The sequence below is a fragment of the Cytobacillus horneckiae genome (assembly GCF_002835735.1).
Classification (GTDB): Bacteria; Bacillota; Bacilli; order Bacillales; family Cytobacillaceae; genus Cytobacillus; species Cytobacillus horneckiae.
In genome coordinates this window covers 204,617-230,199 of record NZ_PISD01000008.1, presented here as the reverse complement: position 1 = coordinate 230,199, position 25,583 = coordinate 204,617, and the positions used below count along the sequence as shown (strand labels likewise).

Genomic DNA, 25,583 nt, shown 5'->3' with positions numbered 1-25,583 from the left:
CAGTGATTATTGAAAGAGTTGTTACAAATTTAGAAAAAATGGATAAAGACGAGATTAAGAAACGGCATATAGAGAAAGTTTTCTTGGAAAGCGCACATTTAATGAAGAGGATTCAGCGGATAAAGACGGATCATGGCAACGAGCTTGGGATTCGTTTGAAAGAATCTCGTGATCTTTTAGCAGGTGATGTTTTGTACATGGACGATAAAAATATGATTGTCATTGATGTGCTTTCAGATGACCTTCTTGTTATTAGTCCTAGATGCATCAAAGAAATGGGAACAATCGCTCATCAGCTAGGAAACCGCCACCTCCCTGCTCAATTTGAAGATCATCATATGCTCGTTCAATATGACTATTTAGTAGAGGATTTACTGCAAGAACTTGGGATTCCATATAAGCGGGAAGAACGAAAGGTGAAACAAGCATTCCGGCATATAGGCCATAGTCATGGATAATCGTATTTTATCTCTGTTTCAGCTATGTGACTCTAATCTTCCTACAGGAGCTTTCAGCCATTCCTTTGGCTTAGAAAGCTATATCCAAGATGGAAAAGTGAAAGATCCCGAGTCTTTTTACGAGTGGCTCCGAGTGTATTTACATGAGCAGCTCATTTATACGGATGGCCTTGTCTGCCGTCTCATTTATGATGCTCTCAGAAAAAAAGATATTCAAAAAATATGGAAACTTGATCACCTAATTACTGTTCAAAATTTGCCGAGAGAAACGAGGCAAGGAACGAAAATGATTGGATATCGAATGCTAAAGCTTGCTGAATCATTATATGGTATGCCGACTCTTTCACAGTACAGGGAAAGGATCGACAAGAAACAATCTTACGGCCACCCCGCGATTGTATTTTCTATGGTTGCGCATGGTCTTGAGGTTTCAAAACAAAATACCATTCTCTATTATTTATATTCAGCTGTTTCCAGTCAGGTTCAAAACGCGGTACGCGCTATCCCTCTCGGACAAACGGCAGGACAAACGATCACACATAAATTTCAACCTGAATTAACCCGAGCGGCTGAAAGCATCATGCAGCTTCACGAAGATGATTTCGGCATCGTGTCCCCAGGTCTTGAACTATCACAAATGAAGCATGAACGTGTCAATATTCGTATATTTATGTCTTAAACATTTTTAAAGAAATCAGAAAAGGACGTGTTTTATATGGAACCAATTAGAATGGGTGTTGGAGGACCTGTAGGAGCAGGAAAAACAATGCTTGTTGAAAAACTGACTCGCTTTCTTGAAGGTGAAGTAAAGATGGCGGTCGTGACGAACGATATATACACAAAAGAAGATGCCAAATTTTTAATTCAGAACGGTGTACTTCCTGAGGACCGGATCATTGGAGTCGAAACAGGAGGATGCCCTCACACGGCAATTCGTGAAGATGCATCTATGAATTTCGCTGCCATCGACGAATTAACAGAGCGCCATCAAGATGTTGAGCTCATTTTTGTCGAAAGCGGCGGAGATAATCTCGCAGCAACGTTTAGTCCGGAACTAGTAGACTTTTCTATTTATATCATTGATGTAGCTCAAGGCGAAAAAATTCCTCGTAAAGGCGGACAAGGAATGATTAAATCGGATTTATTTATCATTAACAAAACTGACCTTGCCCCTTTTGTCGGTGCCAGCCTTGAAGTAATGGAAAAAGACACTAAAGTTTTCCGCGGCGATAAACCATTTATTTTTACAAATTTAAAAAATAATGAAGGACTCGATAAAGTCATAGATTGGATTAAAAAGCATGCTTTATTAAAAGGATTAGTATAAATGTCAAAATGGACAGGCGTACTTTCTATGGATTTAGAAAATCGCAAAGGAAAAACGATAGCGAAAAGAGTATTTTTCCAAGGTGCATTTAAAGTGATGCGGCCAATTTACCATGATGATTCTGGAAAGGTTTGCTATTACCTTTTAAATCCCGGCGGTGGCTACTTAGACGGCGATCGGTACAAAATGGATATTTCCGCTGAAGAAGGAGCTAAAGTCACTTTGACAACACAATCTGCGACAAAGGTGTATAAAACGCCAAATAACTATGCCTATCAAGAAACAGTCATATATTTAAAGAAAGGTAGTTATTTAGAATATCTTCCCGATCCGCTGATTGCCTATCAAAATGCTCGTTATAAGCAGAAAAACGTGATTCATATGGAAAAAGGAGCAACATTTCTCTATACAGATATTTTAACGCCTGGATGGTCCCCGAACGGAGACTATTTCAGCTTTGATTCTGTACAGTTAATAACTGAGATTAATTGGGATGGAAAACTCGGCGTTTTTGATCATATTAAGTTAACCCCTGCACAGCAGAATTTATCTGGGCTAGGGTATATGGAAGGCTATTCTCATCTAGGCTCAATGATAATAATAAGCGAGCAAACGAGTACCAGCATCATAGATGAAATTTATCAATCTATAGAAACGGAAGAAATAGATATTAAATTTGGACTTTCCAAACTTGAGGTGCCAGGATTTAGTTTACGTATTCTGGGCAACTCAACACAGCATATTGAACGTGTTTTTACGAAATGCCTTCACATAATTAATCAAAAATGGTTTCATCGTACACCAAGTTCTTTAAGGAAATATTAACATCTCCCCCAATGAAAATTGGGGGGTTAAATCATTTACGCAATATTCATTATTTTACAGGCTTGTAGAATTTTTATTCAATCTTCGCTTCATAGGCGACTGTCCAGTCTTTTATAATTTGTAACCGATTTCTTGAAAGAGAAGATGAAATAGTTTAAGATTAATGGAAACTTTCATAAGGGGGTTAAGTATGTCTAAAGATAAGAATGCAAAACCCATACTTGAAGATTTTGAGGTTGAAACGGTGTTCGAGAATCGTGTTCATCAGCGGTACGCATTCACTTTTAATGTTCAAGGTGATGAGTTTAAGGGGCATTACCATGAGGATGAGATTCAATGGCTCCACCCTCACCCAAAACAAATGATAGGTGAAAGTAAAGTTGACGCAATTGAAGCGACCATACACAAATTAATGGGACAGTATGGTATTTCAAGCGGAATTAAAAATTTTGAATTAAAGCAAGCATTTGAAGAAAGAATACACGAGCGTCAGCAATTCACTCTGCAAGTTCACGGAGAAGAATACAAAGGCTTTATACACAAAGGTGAAATCCAATGGTTCCATCCTCAGCCGAAACAAAAGCTTGATACTCCCCATGTCCAGGCCATTGAATCAGAAATACATGAAAACGTAGCAAAAGCAACGAAAAATAGTAAAGAAAATAATGTGAAATAATAGACTATTAAAACCCGAGGCTAACTGTTTGATAGGCTGATGAAAATATTATTTTCCTAGTGTAATGTAAAGACGGCTCACATTCATTTTGGATGAAGAGTCGTCTTTTTTCATCGTTAAAATAATTCGTTTTTATTTTCCACATAAAAAATTGTAAAGTTAAAAGCTCCAATTACTCCATTCCGCAATCGGGCCAAATTATTAAGTAACGGCGAGCTCGTTCAGTAGTCATAACATGAATACGCCGCAATTTAATAATACGAAATTGACATAGAATTTTATTAAAGCAATACAATAAAAATAAATGACAGTGAATAGTTTAATTATGGAGGAATGTACGTGCGGGTGGGTATAATTGGTGCAGGAATAGGTGGACTCACTTTGGCTCAAGCTCTTTGTATTCAGAATATAGAAGTGGTCGTGTTTGATCGTGATCCATTCCCTGCAAAAACAGGCGGGTATCGGTTACATCTTAGCGAAGAAGCGCTAAAATCCATTCGCAAAGGTTTGCAAGCGAGAATTGAACAAGCACTTAGGATGAGCGGTACTGGACCGGAATCATTTAAGCAATTTTCAATTCTGGACCATCACGGAAAAACAAAGTTGCGTTTTCGTCAAACAGACGAAGAAGACCTTCTAATGATAGGGAGGGTGCCCTTACGAAAAATATTAGCTGTTGATTTGGAAAACATCATTCGTTGGGGTACACAGTTTACACACTATGAAGAAATAGACTCTGGTGTATTACTCCATTTTTCCAACGTGCAGAGTGAAAAAGTAGATATCTTAGTGGGAGCGGATGGGGTGCATTCTGCAGTAGCGCGAAAGTTATTAGGGAGCGAGACAGCAAAAAGCGCTGGAGTGACAGGGATTGCAGGGAAAACGATATTAACAAATCGATTTAGATCAACTCTCTACAAAGACTTATTTAAAGGTCCCGGATTTGCAGTTGGACCAAGAGGAATCGGAATGTTTTTAACTGTGCATGATCCCAATCATTTGGCGGTTGAAAATGAATTTGTAAAATCCTTAGATATAATTGAACAACCCTATATTATCTGGTCAGTAGCTGCATTGAATGAATCATTTCGTACCGACCCAAAAGTATTAAATTCCGATCAGCTTGAGGAAGAATCATGCAAATTATTGAAAAATTGGGATCAAGGGTTTCATGATCTTATTAAGTGCTCCGTTAAAGAAGGGACAGCATCCTTTCAATTTTGGTTTCCAAATAATTTATCTTCGTGGGAACATAACAAGATAACATTAATTGGAGACGCCGTGCATCCAATGCCGCCAACTAGTGGGTTAGGTGCTAGTACCGCAATTATTGATGCTGTAAATTTAGCGGAAAAGCTGACACAAAATATTGACTCAGCTGCTGCGCTACAAGCGTATCAAGAAGAAATGCTTAAGTATGCTCCCAAAGCTGTTGCAGAAGCACGACCACCATTATTTTGGCAACGTCGATTTACAAATGAATTGATGAGAAAATTTGCGATGTCTATTTTTCTTCCTGCTATCAATAATGTGCTAAAAATTAAAGAGCAACTTAGGAACAACTAGGCTGTTCCTTTGGCGTGAAGAATAAATAAATACTTCCAAAGTTGAAATTGATGGTACGACTAATAAAAAAGCCATACTATGAAAATAAGTAAAATAAAAGCTGATTCTCCTATTCTAAGGGAATCAGCTTTTATAGAGATGTCGTTCATTTGTGTTGGAACCTTTACTTAAGTCAAACCTTTTTTCACCTACTTAGTTCATATGATTCCAACCTATTAGCGAAAGGTGAAGTCTTTTGAAAATTAACCAAAAATGCTTGGGGCTGGTCGCGAGTATCTTACCTTATAATATAGTTGCCATTCAAATTTTACGGCGGTTTCATACTCTTCCTGCGTCAAAGATTATTCTTCGCATTTAAATAATCCTCTATTTTTAAAATCAGCTGATTTCGGTTTCCAGCTCTTCAATCCGTTTCTCAACGTATTTTGTATCTTTATGAGCATGGTACGTTTCCGCTTTCTCTACAACGACTTCCGTGTTATACTCTGGAATTCCTGAAAACTTCTCATAAACCCCTTTCGGAATCAACTGGTTCCCCTCTGGCCAGTGAACCTCTATGTTTCCTGATTTCACATTAACAAATTTTGCTTTTCCGTGAAAGGTTCCAAATTTATTGTAGACAACCACCGCTTCCCTATCTTTAATACCAAGAGACTCTGCATCTTCCCTATTCATCAGCACATCATGACGGTCAGCTGCATTAAAAGGATCCGTTTTATGATACACCATTGAATTAAATTGCTTACCCCTGCGCGTGGTCACGTAAAAATAGCCTACCGGTTTACGCAGTTCAGGCAATTCGATAGAAATCAGATTCCCTTTTCCATCAGGAGTGGGACAAACACCACCCTCGCAAAGCCAGGCTCCTCCCCACTGAAAGACGTCCCCCTTCTTCTTCAAGTGTTGAATCCCGTCATAGTTTGGAGCTGCTGTTGCGATTTCGTCACGAATCGACTGCGCATCTTCGAATGCAAGCAGATGTTTTTCTTCAGGCTTAACACGGCTGGCAAGATCTACGTAAATCTCCCATTCTGCTCGGGCTTCCTTCATTCGCGGCCCATTGATTTCAGGAGAAAAGTACACCATGCGCTCAGTTGATGTAGACGTGCCTCCTCCTGGTTGTTCATATCGCGTCATCGCAGGCAACACAATCACTGCTTCTTTCGCATCTACAAATGTTGACGTATTGAAGATTATGTCCTGATGAACGCGCATATCCATACTCTCCAAGCACTGTTTTACAAAAACAGGATCAGGCATCGTTTCGAGGAAATTCCCACCTGACATATAATATAGCTTTAACTTTCTTTCATGATCATTCGGGAGCAACGTGTTTTCCAAGGTGGTCCCTACAATGTCCCCCTGCCAATCAGGAAGGTCAAATCCCCAGATATTTTCGATACGCTTCACATTGGTTTCATTATATCCTCCTCCTGGAAGACTGAAAGGGTCTGCTCCCATTTCCCCGGCTCCTTGTACGCCCGAGTGACCGCGAATTGGCATCACACCACAATTCTCTCTGCCAATAAAGCCTCGAAGCAAAGCAAGATTTGCAATTTGGGAAACATTATCCGTCCCAAAACGGTGCTGTGTCAATCCCATTGACCAGACAAACACGGCTGATTTCGATTTTGCAAGTAGCTGTGCCAGCTCAACCATTCTTCCCCTCGACAACCCAGAAGATTGTTCAAGCTGCCCCCAATCATATTGCTGCACTTTCTCCTTTAATTCGTCGTAGTTATTCACATGCGTTTTTACAAATGTATGATCGATCGCAGAGCCACGCTGTTGATCTTCCATTTCAAACCAGTGCTTCATAATTCCGTGCATGAAACCGATGTCACCACCGATATTCACTTGAAACACTTCATCAGCAATTTTCGTACCAAACAGTGCCGATTCTGGAATAGAGGGAATCCAGTAGTTATCCATGGACGGCTCATAATACGGGTTAATGATGATGATTTTAGTCCCCTTCCGTTTTGCTGCATACATGTACTTCGTAGAAACAGGCTGGTTGTTTGCAGCAACCGATCCCCAAAAGATCAGGACATCTGTACCAATCCAGTCTTTGTAGTTACAGCTTGATGCGCCGATTCCGAGCGATCGGCTTAACGCTGTTTTAGATGGTGAATGGCAAATCCGTGAAGCATTGTCAACGTTATTTGTTCCAAGAAAGCGAGCCGTCTTTCCGGCTACGTAATAAGACTCATTCGTAGTTCCACGAGATGTTAAGTAAAATGCATATTGCTTCGGATCAAGCCTTTTCATTTTTGCAGCAATCTTGTCTAGTGCTTCATCCCAAGAGAGACGACGGAATTTTCTTTCTCCCGGCTTTCTGATCAACGGATAAGGTATTCTACCTAAATTCCTCAGTTCTGTACTGCTTTTCTTTCTTAACTCATCAATATCAGAGTGAATGATGTCAGGTTCCATCGCGGGCATTGTATTCAACCGAAGAACATTTAAACGGGTTGTGCAAAGGTGCGGACCAGAAAGCGTTTGATCGTACAAGCCAGATACCCCGAGTGCACATCCATCACATACACCTTGTGTTAAGATACGGCTTGCATAACCAAGATTATCGCGATTGTCCCAAGCAACTTTCATCGTATCCCGAATATGCTTCGGTTTAATTTTCCCTAAGCCAAAAGGAATTGAACTCACCCAAAATTTCGGTTCAGGGAGTTTTGGTAATTTCATTGGACCGGTATGCTTTGTTTCCCCCATTAGAATCCTCCTTATGTAGCAGTTGAATTTCGCAAATGAAAAACTACCGTACAACTTTTTGCACTCTTGTTTACAAAAGATGATCATTTTTCTCAAATACAAAAATACACATTTTGTACGCTTTTTTTGATTCCAATATCAATATGTGAGTTTGCCATATTTGGAATCTAAAAATTTTTCATTTCTAAGAAGTGTTTTTTCTGTGTATTTCCTTAGTCTTTTCACTCGTTACTGATTGTGGCATATCCTTCTACTGCACAAGCAAGAAATACTCAACGAAAATCATATTCCCTTCCATTTCATGGATTCTCATCCGTCTAAAACATTATTCCACTCAAATTCCAACCGGAGAATGAGATTGCATTTTATTTCGAACGACTTAATTTACAGCACTGGCGCTGTGTTGCTCTTGATGTTCATGCAGCTTTTTAATCTCCATCTTAATTAAAAATGATAAAGCAAGAGCGATCAAAAACATGACACCAAAGATATACATCGTGACGTTGTAGCTGCCGGTTGCATCATATATCCTTGACAATAAGATTGGTCCAACAACACCTGCCATCGCCCATGCAGTTAAAATATAGCCGTGTATTGCGCCAAGTTGTTTAGTGCCAAAGATGTCTCCGATGTATGCTGGTATTGATGCAAATCCACCGCCGTAACAAGTCAGAATTGCAAACACAAAAACTTGAAAAAGTATTGCGCTTGTTAAACTTGGAAGCAAGAAAAAAGCTGCTACTTGAATTACGAAAAACGCGATATACACATTAGGCCGTCCAATATAATCGGAAAGTGTTGCCCATCCAATTCGTCCCACTCCGTTAAACAGCCCCATTAACCCAACCATCGTTGCAGCCGCAACCGGAGTCAAACCGGCAATCTGCTGAGCCATTGGAGAGGCGACAGAGATTACAGCAATGCCGCAGGTAACATTAAGGAATAGCATCGTCCAAAGCATCCAAAAACGCTTTGTCTTTACTGCCTCGTTCGCCGTCAGCTGGGAAAGGTCTCCGCGATTTTTCTTTTCACCTAATTTCTCCTGCTCATTAAATCCTTCAGGTACCCAGCCTTCAGGTGGAGGAGCAAGATACTGAGAAGCAGCAAACATAACAATAAAGTAAATCGCACCCAATATGAAAAATGTAGTCGAAATCCCAACAGCCCCAATTAAGTACTCGGCGGCCGGACCGCTCAGCAATGCGGCAAATCCAAATCCCATAATTGCCATTCCAGTTGCCAATCCCCGCCGGTCAGGAAACCATTTGACAAGAGTAGAAACCGGAGCAATATAACCTATACCCAGACCGATTCCTCCAATGATCCCGTAAAACAAATACAGCATAAATAAGGACTCCAATGCTGTGGCGAGTCCTGACCCAGCTACACCGACCCCAAAAAAGGTTGCAGCCAACATAGCAGATCTTCTCGGACCTTGCTTTTCTACAAAACGCCCCATAAAGGCTGCAGACATGCCGAGCATAAAAATAGCAATACTAAAAGCTAGTGATACTTGCGTTTGTTCCCAACCATACGTACTAACCATTGGTTTCGTGAATACACTCCACGCATAGGCTGAACCAATCGAGATATGGACGCCCACTGCCGAAGCTGCGATAAGCCAGCGGTTCTTTGTCTTCTTCTGCTTCTTCTGCAAATTTCCCAACTCCTTTTTATTCATTTTATTAAAAACCACAAGAATGACCTTTAAAATTAAAGGGAAATGCAGTGGTTAATCTCTCGTAAAACACAAGTGCTCAGGAGAAGCAAGAAGGTTGTATATTCATTATTTTTAGAATATTGAGATTTTAAATTATACTATCATAAAAACGTATACATTTCTATTATTTTCTACCTGCAGGTCCACAATTTTTTATCGTTATTGACTTTGAGAACGAATGGCAATAATTCCTGCATATAAAGTGAAACTTCATTCAGTAGTGGTTTTTTCCTTCATCCCCCACTGATTGTTAGTTGAACCAATCGGGCTTTTACTGCAAGTTGATTTACGATAAATCAGTGACTTTGTTTCAAGGTTTTTTGTTAAATAACGAACATGGTTATAGAAATGAACTGGTTGTTTATGTATATAATCATTCATTAGTTTGGGGTGTAAACAAAAGGGGGGAATGAAAACAAGCTGCAAGTTTTTTAACGGGTTTCTTTGCCATGCTTTGTTTATTAATTATTATTGATTAGGAATCAATAAATTTTTGTTATTGGATATGTGGTATCATCGAAATCAAAAAAAGCCTAATTTCACTGTGTAGAATTGAGAAATTAGGCTTAATTACTTCATAGTGTGCAATTGCTAAAATAAAAAATAAAGTTTCCTTTTAATAAGCTCTAAAGAAGGAAAAACCCCATGTTTAAAACCGGTCGCTCGCATCGACAGCATAGCATCGTCCAATAACGGATAATCATACAATCTTCCTTCATAAACAATTTCGAAGGAAGGATGCATAAAAAAGTCATTAGGTGTAATAAGCGCAGGTGTAATATCCCATAAATTCAAGCCGCATTTTTCAAAAATTTCCGCAACAAATTGCGAACAAAAGTATTTATTTCTTTTATTGATTGGGTGTTGGATAGCTACACCTAAGAGTCCCAATAAATTATATGAATATATATTCCTATTATTGTTAAAGGTTTTGATAATATTTCTAATACGATTGTATTCCCTTGTTGAAACTTCAATCTTTAAAAATAAGCATTTTGTGTTGTGAAAATAACGGTAAGTTCCGAAATAGACGTCTTCTCTAATAAAACCCGCAATCAGTGGATTTCTCGGATATTTTCTTCCAAAGCTATAAATTTCATTAAGCTTTTCGTCAAAAACGATAGAAACATGATTATAAGGTGCTTTTGTATAGCATTTGATCATTTTAGTAAATAATGTATTTGTATCTGTTAATAAAACATAGATCGTTTTATTTTTCATCTCTATTATCGCTTCTCCTGTTTTCTCTATTAAAAACTCACCATCCAGCGATTGTCACTTTATTCATATTACTTATGAAATGTTTTTAACTAATAAACAATACATTCAGGCTGTAGAGAAACTCATTCCAAAATTAAAATGATGAGGTTTGGGATTTTCCGAGCTTTCCGCGAGGCGAGCGTCGAGCGGACACCTCTACAAATCCAACTAAATTTTTTTATTTTCACCTTTCGAAGGCACTCTGAATATATTCTCTTCATTTTTGTACTTTAATCTATCTCCAAACTGTCACCCTTGCGCCTTGCATCATCGTAATAAAGCATTGTCAGAACATCGCTCATTGTAACCATGAAATTATCAAGGTATTTAGCGTAGTAGAATCATGTGAGTATGAGAGATTATCGGTCGTTAACACGATGTATAATTACTTCGATAATTTGCTCTTTTCACCATTAAATAAAATTCCCCAACTGTCAATTAGTGCGATTGCTTTGGTGGCATTTATAATCATTGTATACCCAGCATAAAACGATAATTATAGATTGTGGTTTTGTAAATGTGATTGTAATTGGAACTTTTTCTTCATTCCGCATATCTTCAAAAGAAGTTTTAACTATTGTCCCTCAGTCTAATTCATTTATCATAGTTAAATTATAACCCAAATTTTTCATGTTGCTAATAATATTTTAACAAAATTATATCTTAATATTTTCACCACGACTACACAAACAAGCAGCATCCAGTTCAGAAACCAGTTAATTAACTGAATTATGCTGCTTGCGACAGCCGCGCTATGGGTCTGTAAACAACATAATAAAGCCGCAAAGTATGGTTGAATAGTAACAGAGTTGTTCAAATATCTTTGATGAATTTTTTCTCATTTTGCAAAAATAAATAGTTAATACTTAAAGTATATTATGTGATTTTTGTAGTAGCTCTTTCAGTTTATGTCCATTGTCCCCTTTGCTAGGATAAACGAAGAAAATACTAGAGGACGACCAGCTGTTACAATTTCGAAATAGAGAAACACAATATTTCATCGGTTGCATCCCGTTTTGTTTGGACTGAAACCTAATCATGCTGTATATAAAATGTGGATTCTTTTTATACTAGCTAAAAATTCTCTTGTTCTTTCAGTAACAAGATTGGATTAATTTTTATTTTCTCTATTTACAATAATAGGTTTGTCAAAAACATAAATTGTCATTGCAATATCCGAATCAATATTGATATCAGCAAAAATACTAACAAGTTTTGCCTGAACCAAGTCCTCGAGCTTTTTCACTTTTTCAATGTCATTATATATTTCTTTTACTAATGTGGTCCTTGCTTCATGGACCACCTGATGTCCTTTTTTTGATTCAATCATAAACTTTTCTATATTTGTCAGATTCCCTTTCATTTCACTAATCGCCCAGGGACCTACAAACCGAGTGGTGATTTCTCTTGGTCCATTCCCAACACACTCTTTACGTATTTCTCGGACTAGCATATTGAATTGATGTTCTATTGTCATTAAGTTTTTCCCCTTTTGTAGATTAAACTTCCAACCTTTTATTTGGTAAAAAATAACTAATCATAAGGACTAATACTACTAAAGATAACCATAAATTTTGTATCGGATGTTCATTGTTAACAATGATAAAACGAATGGTTGCTGTAATTCCAATATAGAGAAGATTCTTTATAGGAAAATGATAATTTTCCTTAAAATAGTCAACAATCATTGTAATAAATCCAAAATACAAGAAAAATACTAAAACCCTACCGAGGATATCATGTACATCATTATTTCCAATAAACGCGTCTTTTACTATATTGAAAAGTTCTCTAAATAGAAAGAATATAAGAACACAGCTAAGAATAATTAAGGATAAATTTAATATATTTTGATAAAATTTCAATACCCATTTTCCTTTTTTTAATTTATATATTGCTGACATTGCTCCCCTCCTTTATAAATTTATCTTCTAAACCAACTTTTTTATGCAATGGAACTTACTTTTGAAGTTTACTCCTTTACCTTCATTCCTTCTCCTAAACCTTTCAAAAAGTCTATACCAAATCTCATTGCACGGTTAACATCAGGGTCTTTCATTAGTTTTAACAGATCAAATAAACCTACTTTTTTATTTAGTTGAATTCCCTCCTCGGCTTTTTGAAGCCCTTTAGATAGACTATCTGTCATTTTCTTCGTTGTTTCAGGATTGACTTCTGTCAATATTCCAGCTGTAGCCATTGCATTATTAATTGCATTTGTGACAGGAGGACGTAAACTTTGACCCACCACAATTTTAGCGATTTGCTCTTTGGCTTCTATCAAACTATTAACAGCTTCAAGAATTCCACTCTCGTGGAGCTCTTGAAGTAATTTAATTGTTTCTTGAATGCCATCAACGTTTTTAGTAATATCCTGTAAAACTTTCTCAAGAACTTGGTTTTGAATTTCATCTTCATTCAAAATAGGCTCAGCAACTTTACATATCGGTTCAGCCATTACTTCGTCCTCCTTGAGTTTTCATTCATATCTGCAATTGGGATATAATCATTTCGTGCCCATTTACGCTCCATCTGTACACCTAGCTGTGGATTTCGCTTGGCATACCGAGGATTATGAATAGGAAGTGGATTATTACCTTTTACATTTATTAATTCCATTCTTACTTTCGTTTGTTTATACGCAGGTGTTTGTGTCCGAACATCACCGACACTTCCAGTTAGTAGATTGATAGCATTTTCATGACTTACTGAGTGCATTGGTACGTATAATTCCTTTCCCCGTACCCGATCTGTTACTACTGCGCTGAGTTTAATAGCACCATAGGGTGACATAAGACGAACGAGAGAACCGTCTTTGATACCACGCTCTCGGGAAAGTTCCAGTGAAACTTCTACAAATACTTCAGGTAATTTATATTGAATTCCCTTTGATTTATTAGTCATATTTCCTTCATGGAAATGCTCTAAAAGCCGTCCATTATTCAAAATAAGGTCAAATTCATCTGCAAACTCAATAGGCGGAACATATTCTTCAAGAGAAAAACGAGCTTTACCATCTGGAAAGTTAAAATATTTAGTATAAAGAAGCGGCTCATCAGTACCATCTTTTTGTACTGGCCAAATTAAACTATTCCATCCTTCAAGCCTTTCATACGATACACCTGCAAAAATCGGAGATAAACTTGCAATCTCTTCCATTATTTCGCTTGGATGATCATAGTCCCAATTAGCACCCATATATTGCGCAATTTGTTGAATGATCCACCAATCTGGTTTGGATTCGCCTAATGGATCAAGCGCACGATAAAGCCGTTGAATACGCCGCTCCGTATTTGTAAAGGTACCATCTTTCTCAAGTGACGGTGCTGCTGGTAAGACAACATCTGCAAATTGTGCAGTTTTGGTTAAGAACACATCCTGGACGACAAAAAATTTCTAGTTTACTGAGCGTATCATGTACATGGTTTGAGTTTGAATCAACCCATGCCATATCCTCACCCATTAAATACATTGCTTTCAATTCGTCTTTCTCCACTGCTTCTAACATTTCGATGTTTGTTAGCCCTGGCTTATCAGAAATTTTTACCCCGTATGCTTTTTCAAACTTTGCACGAGCTTTATCGTCTGATAATCGTTGATTACCTGGAAGCCATTGCGGAAGGGTACCCATATCACAGGACCCTTGAACATTGTTATGGCCGCGAAGAGGATATGCGCCTGCACCAGGGCGGCCAAAGTTTCCTGTTATTAGTAGAAGGTTAGCAATAGCTGCTGAAGTATGGGATCCAGCAATATTTTGAGTGACACCCATCCCCCATAAAATACATGTTCCATCTGCTTCGTGAATCATTCTGGCCGTTTCAATTAGTTGCTCTTTTGATAGACCAGTTGCTTCCTCTGCATATTCAAGTGTGTATTTCTCAAGTAGATTTAGATATTCACTATATTGATTTACACGTTTTTCAATGAATTTTTCTTCATGCCATCCCTGATCGATGATATATTTGGCAATAGCCGTTATCCATACATAATCGGTCCCCTGTTTTGGATGTAAAAACAAATCGGAACGCTCCGCCATTTCATGTTTTCGAAGATCGGAAACAATTAATTTTTGGCCGTTTAATTTCTGTGCGCGCTTTACCCGAGTCGCTAGTACGGGATGACCTTCCGTTGGGTTGGCACCAATAATGATAACAAGACCTGCATTGGCAATATCTTTAATTGTACCGGAGTCACCTCCGTGTCCAACTGTCGCAAGCAGTCCATCTGTGGCAGGTGACTGACAGTATCTTGAACAGTTGTCAATGTTGTTTGATTCAAATACTTGACGAGCTAATTTTTGCATCAGATATGAATCTTCGTTCGTTGTTTTAGAAGAGCTTACAAAGCCTATTCCATGCCCACCATAGGATTGTTTAATCGTGCTCATTTTTTCTGCAATCAATGTCATGGCTTCATCCCAAGTTGCAGGGACGAACTCATCCCCTTTTCTGATTAAAGGGGTTGTTAGTCGTTGCTCACTATTAACAAAATCCCATCCAAACTTTCCTTTAACACAAGTAGAAACGCTGTTTACAGGTCCATTTTCAGTGGGTTCGATTTTTAAGATTTCCCGTCCTTTTGTCCATACTTCAAATGAACATCCTACTCCACAAAATGTACAAACTGTTTTGGTTTTTTTCGTACGAGTCTCCCGCATTGCCGCCTCTACCTCAGATAATGCAAAAATGGTCTTATAGTCTGGTTCGACTTCTTTAATAAGCTCAACCATAGGGTTTAATAAATCTTTTGAAATGGCCGTCATAAATCCGGCTTCTCCAAGCATCGATTTCTCCATTAGTGCGTTACAAGGACAAACTGTTGCACATTGTCCGCAAGATACACAGGAAGATTCATTAATGGATAAGCCATTATCCCACATGACACGTGGAATCTCTCTTTCCCAATCAATCGTTAATGTTTCATTAACCTGTAAATCTTGGCATACTTCTACACAACGCCCACAAAGAATACATTGATTCGGATCGTAGCGGTAAAAAGGATGTGACATATCTACTTCATATCCTTTTTCTCGGAATGGACGAGTTTGATGTTCAACTTCTAACAATTCCGCTGTATTATGCACACGGCAATTCCCGTTATTATTGTCGCAAACCGTACAATAAAGTAAGTGATTCTCCAAAATCCGGTCCATTGCTTCTGTTTGTGCAGTTATGGATCGTTCTGAGGAAGTCATTATATTCATTCCTTCCTCCATTACCGTAGAGCAGGCTCTTATAATTTTCCCATCTACCTCACACATGCAAGTATCACATGTTTGTATTGGGCCTAATACTTCTGAATAACAAATATGGGGGTGCTCTATTCCTTGACGCAAAAGAAAATCGAGAATGCGAATGCCCTTTTCTACTTCATGTTCTTCTCCATTTATCTTCACTCTCACTAATTCAGACAATGTCAACTCTCCTTTTTCCAAAATAAAAAGCCCGCCATAAAATAGTGTGCATACGACTTTGCACAAACTATTTTATGGCGGGCTAATATCTAAGCAGTTTATCCTACTAGTTATCCATCTCACCATTAAAAATATAAAAAAGACATAGAGATAGGCAATCTCACATTACTTATACATCCATGAACTTTTATACACTAATTATAGTGCTTATAATGGTTAATATCAATAACTATTTCCAATTAGCAACCCCTCCATTGATTATTTCTTATGCCATCAGTCCTGTCTTTCAACAAAGCAATGGCAGTGTTTTGCTTCACTTTATGGAAGGATAGCTTTTCGTTAATATTCGCGATTTGATACCGCTGCATCGTTTTTTATTGTTTATTCTTGCGTGTCTTCTTCACTTTTGTATTCTAAAATGTCTCCAGGCTGACATTCTAAAGCCTTACAAATTGCATCTAATGTTGAAAGTCTAATTGCCTTTGCCTTTCCATTCTTCAAAATAGAAAGATTAGCCATTGTTATTCCAACCCTCTCCGAAAGTTCTGTTACACTCATTTTTCTTTTAGCCAACATCACATCAATATTGATTATAATCGCCATTATTTTTCACCTCAGACCGTTAAATCATTTTCTGATTTTATATTGATTGCTTCTTGCAATAGTCTTTGGAGAACAGCAGCAAAGACTGCGATAACCATTGCAGCAAAAATAATGAGCATTCCAATTAATATGACGCCAGGTGCATCATCTATCTCAGCAAAAATATAGAAGAATGGCATACTAACCACATATAGGGCACTGATTGTGATTGCACAATATTTAATAATCTTTAAAGCTTTTACAGATATTTCCGAGAACGCTTTGTTCTTGTCAATATAACTCAAAAGTTTAAAAGCTTGATACAAAGCAGCGAAAAACGGGAGCACTGATACATACATAACTATTAAAATGCCATATAGTGCATAAGCGAACTCCGAATTACTTTCCGCTGCTCCTTTAGCTATCATAGGCAATCCAAATATACATATTGCAAGAACGGGAGCGCCGATAAGAAGAACAGCTATTTTTAAAAATAATGTCGTTCCCTGTTTCATAAAAAGCACCTCAATTAATAATATTAGTAATTTGATTTTAATACACTATTTATTGAATATCAATAAATCATTATTCTCTTTTAATATATTATTATTGATTTGTTTAAGTCATTTTTTTACATAAGAATGGCATTTCTTCCTAATGAAAAAATGCCCTCAGTTGCTTCTATATCCTACTAAATATTTCTCGCAGTCGGTGACAAAAGTACTTTATTTGCTTTGACATCAATGAGTCCGCTAGGCGTTATCCTTATAAAAGGTAAATGAGTTGCAGAGAAAAATAATAAAGTAAACGAGGGATCATTATAGCTAAATCCCCTTTCTTTTAATAAATTTTTCAAATGCACCTCTTCTTGGATTAATGAATGCATATCTTTTTTAGACATAATTCCAGATAACGGTAATTCCATTTCGTGGATGATTGTATCATTTTCAACCAATACGATCCCGCCACCCAACTCTTTTACCCTTTGAAATGCTTGTATCATGTCTGATTTATTTTTTCCAATAATTAAAATGTCTCCCGTTCCAGAATAAGAACTAGCAAACCCGCCTATTTGATTTGCAAATCCTTTAACTAATGTGTTTACTCTCCAAGATCCATCTTTAGCTATCATCATTAGGTAACATTCATCAGAGTCTGAATGAATTTGCGAGCTATTTAGATCAAGTCGGCTCTCATAAGTTTTGGTAATGACATTATTCATTAACTGGATTCCTATCGGTTCTATTAAAGTTATATCCTTCTCTTCTAATTGCCAATTTAGCTTAATCTTAGAAATACCATGCCTTTCCCAATCAATTGGCTGAAATTTTCTAAGGTCCTCACCTTCTTTTTTGATCCATTCACCTTTAGATAGTACACTCCAAGGAGTAGGGTTCTCTTTGCTTGTTAGAAAATTTATATTTGCAATTCTGCCTGTTGCGATAGATCCATGTAAATGTTCGATATCATAATACTTAGCAATATTATAGCTAGCCATATTATATGCCTCAGGTATCGGGATACCGCTCTTTATGGCGATCCGAATTAATTCATCAGTCATTCCTTGTTCAAAAAAGTATGGATGCGATCCATCTGTTGTAAAGAAGAACCTATCAAATCGTTCCACATTCAATTCTATTAATTCTTTTAGTATTTCTTCCAAGTCTGGCCTAATAGAAGATTGTCTTAATGATACAGTATAACCTTGTGTTAGACGGGTGAGCGCTTCCTTCCCGGTCATCGCTTCATGGTCACAATCAGTGCCTAATAGCATCATCTTTGCAAGCGTTCGTTCAGATGCACCCGGAAAGTGACCTTCGACTTTTTTGTGTAGAGACTTTGTTTCTTGAACCCATGACAACATGGTATTATCTCCATTTAATAACTTCGGCCAAGCTGTTAATTCTCCACCTTGTATAACATTTTCATTATTTAACCAAGCAAGCACATCGTCACTATTAAAAATATTATCATTATTAGGCAAATCTGTTTGGCTATCAAAGCGACACCACCAATATAAACTTGAGGGAATATCTTTCAATTCATCTATTAATTTAAATGCTTGTGGTGTTGATAGTTCAAGGAAAAGAGTTAAATTATCATTAATGAAAGTAGTTGTACCGAACTGTCCCCCATGTTCAGCAAAAGTAACAGGATTATATAATTGGTAAGGATGACAGTGAGGTTCGATATATCCTGGTACTACATATTGATTTTTACAATCTATAATCTCAATGCCAGTTAAATCATCTGGGAGGTTTTCTCCCACATACACAATTCGGTCCTCATAAATCCAAATGTGAGCTTTTAGCCATTGGTGCAAATAGGTATTTAGATAAGTTGCCTTTTTTAATATAATATGGGGCTTTATTGTACCGTTAACTACTTCAACTTGTGTTCTTAGCTGTTCATTGCTCCATCTTCGATTATGCAATTAAAACCCTCCCACTATTGATAATCAATACTTTATTTTTCTCCTTTTTCATAGAGTTATTGAGTCTTCCTATAAGTGATCGCATCTATTGATGCAATCAAGTTTTTATCTTTGAAAAAGGTCATACAATAGTAACCTGTTCTGAAATTCCTCTTATGTAGCTTTAGCTATAATTGAAACTCTAGGCTTCGCAGATTCAATAAATTGGATAGTAGTTGAAAGTCCTAATGAGATTTTACCATAAGCATTACAAGCATGGTCAGCTAATGCACAGTGCCATAAGCATTTACCATATGGTTGCCTAGTGCAACCAGCTTCAAAACTAGTTAATTCTATCCCTAGTGAACGGGCATAAGGATCATTTTCAAGAGCTTACAGAATTAACCAACAAAATTTCCAATAAATATTTACTTACAGATATATTCGGACACCCTTGGAGTTTCTATCGATGGTACCCTATAAGAAGTTGAGATTGAGACTGACCTTTACAAACACTCTAATCGTTTTTTAAGCGGAAAAACTATATCTGATAAATTCCTTCGTATTGCACTGTCTTCTACTAGCTCATTAGAAGATCTAACTAAGGATTAAAAATCCTTTCCGATTACATGAATGAAGAAACTGGTTAGTTTAACGAATTTATTGTTTAACTAACCTCCTTTTACAAAAAATAACACCAAACACACTTTTTTCACACGATTCAATTGAATTCCCATTGTAAAAAAAATGCCCTTCCAAATAATTGAAAGGGTGTTTTACTGAATATTTCAATGAACTAATTTAGGTTCATCTATGAAAAATTATATCCATACATATGCATTTTGAACATGCCTTGTAATCGTCTGGCACAAGCAATGTTCCAGTTTGGATAACTGGGACCATTTTTTTCTTTTTCCCACTCAATTTTTGGTTCCAGTTTGGATTTCTATGAACACTTGATTAGGAAACACGCTTTTCTTTTTTAATCCTGAATAAACCACAGTCGCTCTTTGTCATCAACATCGCCATTATAATTGATTAATATTTCATCTCCGGCTTTTATATCTGTGAACGCATAGAAGTCAAATGTGTGATTGTCAAAATTAATCTCATAAGTAGCATTAGGCTCATAAGAATGATTAAACAACATTCCATAGCCAAGAAGGATGGCAGATTGGTCAAGCCCATACTCAAAAGCATAATCAGCTAGTATCGTTTGTTCAATATATTGATGCTGTTCATTTGGATAAGAGATTACAGGCGCTTCATGTAAAAGCTCGCCTTTTTTGAAATCACAAATAGCAAATACCCCTCTATTGAATTTTCCATCACTTAGTAAAGATGTCTTAACCTCAAGCATATTCATCGCCTACTCACTTTTAAAATATTCTCTCTAACTGTAACATTATTTTATAATTTGAGCTCACTTTATTTATTAAATATATCATCATTATCGCAAAGAAAAGACTCGTTTTGGTTCGTGTAAACTTCAATTGTTAAGAATACACTTAAATAATTTATACATTTCTTTCATTTTTCCGGAAATAAGCAAGCTTTTGCTTTTTGTTTAAACATTCTAATTTCCACCATCGAAAGTCCACAATTGGGTAATGCAATTTAAATTAGACTTCAAATCGAGTAAACAAGGTTGCAGAAGGCACTGCAACTATCAGCTTTATATGCCTATATAATACGTTAATATATCCTCCTGTTAATATAGCACTCTCCTTTATCTTACCTCAAAAGTATAAAGTGAATGATTATTTTGCTTCAAAATCTTGAAATAGTAGGCGAGTATATGGATGGCTGAATTGGTGACTGTCCATGCTGCTAAAAGCTTCTACAATCTCGCCTTGATAGATGACCATCACTCGATCACAAAGTTTTTGTGTCGATTTAAGGTCATGAGTAATAAATAAATAAGATATTTTTTGTTTTTGTTTAATAAGTTTCAGCATATTTATGATTTCTATTTGTGAATGCTGATCCAAGCTGGCAATTGATTCGTCAAATATAATGATCTCCGGTTTGACAGCTAATGCTTTCGCAATGCATACACGCTGCTTTTGCCCACCACTTAATTGATGAGGATATCTGTTTAAGAGAGAAGCGTCGAGTTTAACTAGCATAAGTAATTCTTGAATGGATGCTTCCAGCATAGCGTTTTCTAGTGAAAAATAATTACAAAGTGGTTCAGCTAATATTTGCCTCACTTTCATTTTTGGATGCAAAGAGGAAGATGAATCCTGAAATACTAACTGTATATGCTTGTACAACTTTAAATCTTTCATATTCCTTTCATGAATCGGGTGGCCGCTGAGGATAATTTGCCCAGTTGTGACGGACTCCATTTTCATTATTAATTTTGCTATTGTGCTTTTCCCGCTTCCGCTTTCACCAACTAATCCAACACATTCTCCTTTTTTTATTTGCAAATTAATTTGTTTGACAGCTGTATGGCAAGGCCTTGGTTTAAATAATGACCTAGCTCTTAATGGGTATTCTTTTGTTACATTTCGTAATTCGAGTAACATCAAATAATGCTTCCCCCTTGATCCATCTTAATTACACGGTCTGCATACTTATTTATATTTTCATAATCATGAGAAATAAGTAAAATGGCCATCTCAAATTTGTATTGCAGCTCTTTTAATAAGGTCAGTACCTTTTCTCTATTTATGACATCAAGGGCTGTGGTTGGTTCGTCAGCAATTAAAATTTTAGGCTTTAAGCTTATCATCATCGCTAACAATACCCTTTGCCGCATGCCTCCACTTAATTCAAACGGATACGCGGACAAGATATCGTCCGGATCTGAAAAACCAACTTGATGCAAAATAGAATGCAAATAAATATTTCCCTCTTTTCTCGGCCATTTCTTGTTTTGATTCATTGTTTCTACCATCTGTTTTTTAACCGTACGGATAGGGTTTAATCCATTTAAGGAATGTTGGATAAGCAAAGCAATGTCCGAACGTCTGAGCATCTGCCAGCTCTTCACATCATAATCTAGAATGTTTTCACTTTTATAATAAATGTTTCCATACGTTACTTTGCACTCCCTTTCTAACAATCCAACAACTGCTTGCGCAGTTAAGCTTTTCCCACATCCACTTGGGCCTGTCAGTGCAAGCATTTCTCCAGAATATAATTGAAACGTTACATCCTTAACAATAGGACTGGGCTTTTCCATAACATGAGAGGAAATTTCTAATTGTTCAACACTTAATATAGGATTTATGAATGTTGTCCTCATCGTTCACCTCTTTTAAAGGAGCACTATTTAATTTTCTATACCGCTCACTAATTAACTGACAGCCTAAAACAAAAAATAATATAGCTAAACCAGGGAAAATCATCACATGCGGAGCAATTTGAAAATATGCGGTTGCATCATGCAGCATCACTCCCCATTCCGGTGTCGGCGGCTGTGTACCCAAACCTAAAAAAGAAAGTCCCGCCATTAAAAGAACAATCTTCCCCATATCCAATGCTCCAAAAACAAATAGAGACGGAAAAACGTCAGGAAAAACATAACGTTTCATAATTCGCAGATGCGAGTTCCCTGACATCCGAGCTGATCGTATATAGTCTTCCTCACAACTTTTTAAAACAAGGCTGCGAATGAGCCGAACATAATTTGTCCAGCGAACCATAGTAATGGCAATCATCATGTTAAAGAATCCTGGACCTAGTAATCCTACGATGGTTATTGTAAGGACAAATTCTGGAATTGCAAGAATCCCATCAATCGATCGCATAATAAGATGGTCCGTCCTCCCGCGCCAATACCCTGTTAAAAAGCCAATTGGAAGGCTGATGGCGAATGTAAAGATCATAATAAGAAACGCACATGCTACACTAACCCTAATTCCATGAATAATTCGCGATAAGATACAGCGTCCTAAATGATCTGTTCCAAAGGGATAGTTCCAGCTAGGAAATGTCAGCCTATTTGACAGATTTACTGCTAAAGGGTCGTGAGGAGAAAACAACGGTGCGAAAAGACCGATTAAAACGATTGCTATCAGTAAGCTACTCCCCAAAAGTATGCTTATATTTAATGAATAAGATATTTTTTTCATCAAATGCTCCCCCTAGCTAACTCTTAATCTCGGGTCTAACCATACATAAATCATATCAACGACATTATGAATAGCTACAAATATGAAAGTAGTGAGCATGACATAGCCTTGTATAACAGGATAGTCTCTCATATTAATAGCCTCAACAATATATTTCCCTAAACCAGGCCACGAAAAGATTTCCTCTACAATAATACTTCCACCTAGCATAAACGCAAAGCTAGTACCCAACATCGTCACAACAGGCAAAAAGGCGTGTTTAAAGACTTGAAATATGAAAATACGTTTCTTGGACAACCCTCTCGCCATAGCTGCTTTTATAAAAGGCTGATTCATCACTTCAAGCATATTGGTGCGTAATACACGTGCATACATAGACCCCAAGCCTAAGCCAAGGGTGATTGCTGGTAAGAATAGATGTTTTACAGTACCGCGCCCCATCGAAGGAAGCCATCCATATTGAACCGAAAAAAAATAAATTAATAAGAATCCAAGCCAGAATGTGGGGATAGAAGATCCTAATAGAGCCATGAGCTTTCCTACTTGATTAAGTAACCCATGCGAATAAATAGCAGTTGATATTCCCATGATTAAGGTAACTGCTATCATTACGACCAATCCAGCGGTTGCAAGTTCTATAGTTGCAGGTATTCTCCTGAATAACTCTTCGACAACAAGTTCTTTCGAAACATAAGATGTTCCCCATTGCCAAGTAAATGCATCTGTTATCCACTGAAAATATTGACTCCATAACGATTCTGCCAATCCCAGCTCTTTTCGCAAAGCATTCAATGCTTCTTCAGAAGCAGGTACATCGTGTGTAGTCAGCAATATATACGCCGGATCGCCCGGAGCCAACCTTAAAAGTAAAAAGGTAAGAGTAGTGACAAAAAAGAAGACTATAATCAATTGTGCCAAACGTTCTAAACAAAAACGTATCATATCCTATCTCACTCATTCACATCAATTTTGGAATGAATATAATAGTACTCTATTGGGTGAGGCGTAAATCCTTTGACTTCTTTTCTTACAGCAAAGACTGTTTTTGGATGAACAATAAATGACTGAGGTAGATCAGTATGAATAACTTCTTGTATTTTTAAAGCTAACTGATTCCGCTTTGCGCTTTCGCTTGTTCGATTTAATTCATCTATCATTCCATCAATCGTTGGCGAATCATAGTAACTAACATTTGATTCGCTATCAGATTGATAAAATATATTAAGGAAATATTGGGGATCGCCTGTGTGTGCTGTCAACATACTATACATAGATAGATCCCATTCATCATTCGCTAGCGCCTCATCGATATTCTCCACTTGGCTAATATTTGCTTTTATCCCTTCATTCAATAGTTCACTTTGAATAATTTCTGCCATTACTGTTAATTCTGGTCGTTGCGGAAAGGTGAGTAGGTTCACTTCAAAGGGTTTTCCTTCCTTTTGCCACATCTCATCTGAGTTTTTTTCCCATCCTTCCTGAGTCATTAATTGTTCAATAGTCTCATTAGGTGCATTTTCTAGAACTTTACCGAATGGTAATATTTCTGGAAATGGGCTCTTTGCTTCCGTCCCTTGCTCCAACATAATCGATTGGACTATATTTTCACGCGGAATGGACTGATCAATAACTTTCCGAAGAGCTATATCCTTAAATAGAGGTGAGCGCATATTAAAAAGCAACATATGTGTGCGTAGTGACTCTGCCGTCAATACAGCGAATTTCTCGTCCTTCTCTAAAATAGGAATATTATCAATAGAAATATCGGTTGCTGCATCAACATCCCCAGACTGCAATGCCATTAACCGTGTATTCCCATCTGGTATAAATTTGATTGTTATTTCTGAAAGTATGGCTTTTTCTCCCCAATAATCTTTATATCTCTCAACTACAAGGGATTCATCTTTGTTAAATTGCTTAAATTGAAATGCTCCTGTAAGTGCAGGATAGTTGTTTTTATCTTCAATAGTCGACACATCTACGATGATTGTAGAAGGGTCTGCCAAATGTGCTATTAAAGCAGCATTAGGCTGTTTCGTAACAATTTTTAATTCATTTTCAGAAAGTGGCTCCATTGATTCTACTTGTAATAAATCTATCGCTTTTTGATCCTTTTCTAAGGACCTCTTCAATGATTCAATCACACTTGCAGCATTCATTGCTTTTCCATTGTGGAAACTTACACTTTCCTCTAACTGGAAGACCCACGTTGTCTCATTTTCTTGTTTCCAGGCTTTTGCCAGCCAAGGAGTAGGCTCCAAGTCTTCATTTAATTTCACTAATGTTTCCCCTGTTCCTGAACGCATGATTTCCCAGCTATCAATTCCATGCGGATCAAGACTGGTCGGGCTCCATGGAAAAGCAAGAGTTACATTATTGTCAGTTGCCCCACCTCCAGATTCTTGCTTTTCCATCCCAGAGCATCCAGCTAGAATGAAAACAAGACTACAAAAAACCACATAGAAAACCAAGGAGTAATTTTGTTGACTTTTTTTCTCCAAATCGAAAACCTCCAATTTTATGTA

21 protein-coding genes and 1 pseudogene are annotated in these 25,583 nt (G+C 37.2%); 6 read left to right on the top strand and 16 right to left on the bottom strand.

Features of this window, described 5'->3' with window-relative positions; translation table 11 throughout:
- Window positions 1-2 precede the first annotated feature (2 nt).
- The 6 genes from ureE (at window position 3) to CWS20_RS04250 (ending at window position 4,852) form a co-directional block, all read left to right on the top strand.
- Window positions 3-458, top strand: a complete 456-nt coding sequence (gene ureE, locus CWS20_RS04275) for an urease accessory protein UreE (RefSeq protein WP_066199855.1) — start codon at window positions 3-5, stop codon at window positions 456-458.
- Window positions 451-1,137 (top strand): urease accessory protein UreF, encoded by a 687-nt coding sequence (locus tag CWS20_RS04270; protein WP_066199858.1) that lies wholly within the window; start codon window positions 451-453, stop codon window positions 1,135-1,137. Before ureE ends, CWS20_RS04270 begins: the two co-directional genes overlap by 8 nt.
- Before the next feature lie 36 nt (window positions 1,138-1,173).
- Window positions 1,174-1,785 (top strand): urease accessory protein UreG, encoded by a 612-nt coding sequence (gene ureG, locus CWS20_RS04265; RefSeq protein WP_066199861.1) that lies wholly within the window; start codon window positions 1,174-1,176, stop codon window positions 1,783-1,785.
- On the top strand, window positions 1,786-2,610 hold the full coding sequence (locus tag CWS20_RS04260) for an urease accessory protein UreD (RefSeq protein ID WP_066199864.1): 825 nt from the start codon (window positions 1,786-1,788) through the stop codon (window positions 2,608-2,610).
- A gap of 190 nt (window positions 2,611-2,800) precedes the next feature.
- Window positions 2,801-3,286 carry a DUF5342 family protein gene (locus CWS20_RS04255; protein WP_066199867.1) on the top strand — a complete coding sequence of 162 codons (486 nt, stop codon included), beginning with the start codon at window positions 2,801-2,803 and terminating at the stop codon, window positions 3,284-3,286.
- 339 nt (window positions 3,287-3,625) lie between these two features.
- A complete protein-coding gene (locus CWS20_RS04250) occupies window positions 3,626-4,852 on the top strand; it encodes an FAD-dependent oxidoreductase (protein WP_066199870.1) in 1,227 nt (408 codons plus the stop codon).
- A 378-nt stretch (window positions 4,853-5,230) separates the two neighbouring features.
- On the opposite strand, the gene CWS20_RS04245 is transcribed toward CWS20_RS04250, so the two are convergent.
- The 16 genes and pseudogenes from CWS20_RS04245 to CWS20_RS04165 form a co-directional block, all read right to left on the bottom strand.
- Window positions 5,231-7,582, bottom strand: a complete 2,352-nt coding sequence (locus CWS20_RS04245; RefSeq protein ID WP_066199873.1) for an FdhF/YdeP family oxidoreductase — start codon at window positions 7,580-7,582, stop codon at window positions 5,231-5,233.
- Window positions 7,583-7,961: 379 nt separating this feature from the next.
- Window positions 7,962-9,239 (bottom strand): L-lactate MFS transporter, encoded by a 1,278-nt coding sequence (locus CWS20_RS04240; RefSeq protein ID WP_241198636.1) that lies wholly within the window; start codon window positions 9,237-9,239, stop codon window positions 7,962-7,964.
- A gap of 654 nt (window positions 9,240-9,893) precedes the next feature.
- Window positions 9,894-10,523, bottom strand: coding sequence for a C40 family peptidase (locus CWS20_RS04230; RefSeq protein ID WP_066199878.1), 630 nt, complete (start codon window positions 10,521-10,523; stop codon window positions 9,894-9,896).
- Between the two features lie 1,150 nt (window positions 10,524-11,673).
- Window positions 11,674-12,039, bottom strand: a complete 366-nt coding sequence (locus tag CWS20_RS04225; protein WP_066199881.1) for a Na-translocating system protein MpsC family protein — start codon at window positions 12,037-12,039, stop codon at window positions 11,674-11,676.
- 22 nt (window positions 12,040-12,061) lie between these two features.
- Window positions 12,062-12,466, bottom strand: coding sequence for a phosphate-starvation-inducible PsiE family protein (locus tag CWS20_RS04220; RefSeq protein ID WP_066199883.1), 405 nt, complete (start codon window positions 12,464-12,466; stop codon window positions 12,062-12,064).
- A 68-nt stretch (window positions 12,467-12,534) separates the two neighbouring features.
- The gene (locus CWS20_RS04215) at window positions 12,535-13,020 is read right to left on the bottom strand and encodes a helical membrane plugin domain-containing protein (RefSeq protein ID WP_066199886.1); all 486 of its coding nucleotides are present in this window, start codon (window positions 13,018-13,020) and stop codon (window positions 12,535-12,537) included.
- Window positions 13,020-15,978: pseudogene (gene fdhF, locus CWS20_RS04210) on the bottom strand (formate dehydrogenase subunit alpha). Before fdhF ends, CWS20_RS04215 begins: the two are co-directional and overlap by 1 nt.
- Before the next feature lie 381 nt (window positions 15,979-16,359).
- Window positions 16,360-16,581 (bottom strand): helix-turn-helix domain-containing protein, encoded by a 222-nt coding sequence (locus CWS20_RS04205; protein ID WP_066199888.1) that lies wholly within the window; start codon window positions 16,579-16,581, stop codon window positions 16,360-16,362.
- 11 nt (window positions 16,582-16,592) lie between these two features.
- Window positions 16,593-17,075 (bottom strand): DUF2975 domain-containing protein, encoded by a 483-nt coding sequence (locus tag CWS20_RS04200; RefSeq protein ID WP_066199890.1) that lies wholly within the window; start codon window positions 17,073-17,075, stop codon window positions 16,593-16,595.
- A gap of 176 nt (window positions 17,076-17,251) precedes the next feature.
- The gene (locus CWS20_RS04195) at window positions 17,252-18,994 is read right to left on the bottom strand and encodes an adenine deaminase C-terminal domain-containing protein (RefSeq protein WP_066199893.1); all 1,743 of its coding nucleotides are present in this window, start codon (window positions 18,992-18,994) and stop codon (window positions 17,252-17,254) included.
- Between the two features lie 961 nt (window positions 18,995-19,955).
- On the bottom strand, window positions 19,956-20,333 hold the full coding sequence (locus CWS20_RS04190; protein WP_066201795.1) for an SET domain-containing protein: 378 nt from the start codon (window positions 20,331-20,333) through the stop codon (window positions 19,956-19,958).
- Window positions 20,334-20,733: 400 nt separating this feature from the next.
- Window positions 20,734-21,507, bottom strand: coding sequence for an ABC transporter ATP-binding protein (locus CWS20_RS04185; protein WP_066201798.1), 774 nt, complete (start codon window positions 21,505-21,507; stop codon window positions 20,734-20,736).
- Entirely contained in the window at window positions 21,507-22,229 is a 723-nt protein-coding gene (locus CWS20_RS04180; RefSeq protein WP_066199895.1) for an ATP-binding cassette domain-containing protein, read from the bottom strand. Before CWS20_RS04180 ends, CWS20_RS04185 begins: the two co-directional genes overlap by 1 nt.
- Window positions 22,192-23,058: a nickel transporter permease gene (gene nikC / locus CWS20_RS04175; protein WP_066199898.1), complete on the bottom strand. Its 867-nt coding sequence runs from the start codon at window positions 23,056-23,058 to the stop codon at window positions 22,192-22,194. The genes CWS20_RS04180 and nikC overlap by 38 nt, the downstream gene beginning before the upstream one ends.
- A gap of 12 nt (window positions 23,059-23,070) precedes the next feature.
- The gene (gene nikB / locus CWS20_RS04170) at window positions 23,071-24,000 is read right to left on the bottom strand and encodes a nickel ABC transporter permease (protein WP_066199901.1); all 930 of its coding nucleotides are present in this window, start codon (window positions 23,998-24,000) and stop codon (window positions 23,071-23,073) included.
- 8 nt (window positions 24,001-24,008) lie between these two features.
- The gene (locus CWS20_RS04165) at window positions 24,009-25,472 is read right to left on the bottom strand and encodes an ABC transporter substrate-binding protein (RefSeq protein ID WP_083957510.1); all 1,464 of its coding nucleotides are present in this window, start codon (window positions 25,470-25,472) and stop codon (window positions 24,009-24,011) included.
- Window positions 25,473-25,583: the final 111 nt, after the last annotated feature.

Coding starts and splice junctions, on each gene's coding strand:
- CWS20_RS04270 (WP_066199858.1), top strand. CDS start 451: ATGGATAATCGTATTTTATCTCTGTTTCAGCTATGTGACTCTAATCTT.
- ureG (WP_066199861.1), top strand. CDS start 1,174: ATGGAACCAATTAGAATGGGTGTTGGAGGACCTGTAGGAGCAGGAAAA.
- CWS20_RS04260 (WP_066199864.1), top strand. CDS start 1,786: ATGTCAAAATGGACAGGCGTACTTTCTATGGATTTAGAAAATCGCAAA.
- CWS20_RS04255 (WP_066199867.1), top strand. CDS start 2,801: ATGTCTAAAGATAAGAATGCAAAACCCATACTTGAAGATTTTGAGGTT.
- CWS20_RS04245 (WP_066199873.1), bottom strand. CDS start 7,582: ATGGGGGAAACAAAGCATACCGGTCCAATGAAATTACCAAAACTCCCT.
- CWS20_RS04230 (WP_066199878.1), bottom strand. CDS start 10,523: ATGAAAAATAAAACGATCTATGTTTTATTAACAGATACAAATACATTA.
- CWS20_RS04225 (WP_066199881.1), bottom strand. CDS start 12,039: ATGACAATAGAACATCAATTCAATATGCTAGTCCGAGAAATACGTAAA.
- CWS20_RS04220 (WP_066199883.1), bottom strand. CDS start 12,466: ATGTCAGCAATATATAAATTAAAAAAAGGAAAATGGGTATTGAAATTT.
- CWS20_RS04215 (WP_066199886.1), bottom strand. CDS start 13,020: ATGGCTGAACCGATATGTAAAGTTGCTGAGCCTATTTTGAATGAAGAT.
- CWS20_RS04205 (WP_066199888.1), bottom strand. CDS start 16,581: ATGGCGATTATAATCAATATTGATGTGATGTTGGCTAAAAGAAAAATG.
- CWS20_RS04200 (WP_066199890.1), bottom strand. CDS start 17,075: ATGAAACAGGGAACGACATTATTTTTAAAAATAGCTGTTCTTCTTATC.
- CWS20_RS04190 (WP_066201795.1), bottom strand. CDS start 20,333: ATGCTTGAGGTTAAGACATCTTTACTAAGTGATGGAAAATTCAATAGA.
- CWS20_RS04185 (WP_066201798.1), bottom strand. CDS start 21,507: ATGTTACTCGAATTACGAAATGTAACAAAAGAATACCCATTAAGAGCT.
- CWS20_RS04180 (WP_066199895.1), bottom strand. CDS start 22,229: ATGAGGACAACATTCATAAATCCTATATTAAGTGTTGAACAATTAGAA.
- nikC (WP_066199898.1), bottom strand. CDS start 23,058: ATGAAAAAAATATCTTATTCATTAAATATAAGCATACTTTTGGGGAGT.
- nikB (WP_066199901.1), bottom strand. CDS start 24,000: ATGATACGTTTTTGTTTAGAACGTTTGGCACAATTGATTATAGTCTTC.
- CWS20_RS04165 (WP_083957510.1), bottom strand. CDS start 25,472: ATGGAAAAGCAAGAATCTGGAGGTGGGGCAACTGACAATAATGTAACT.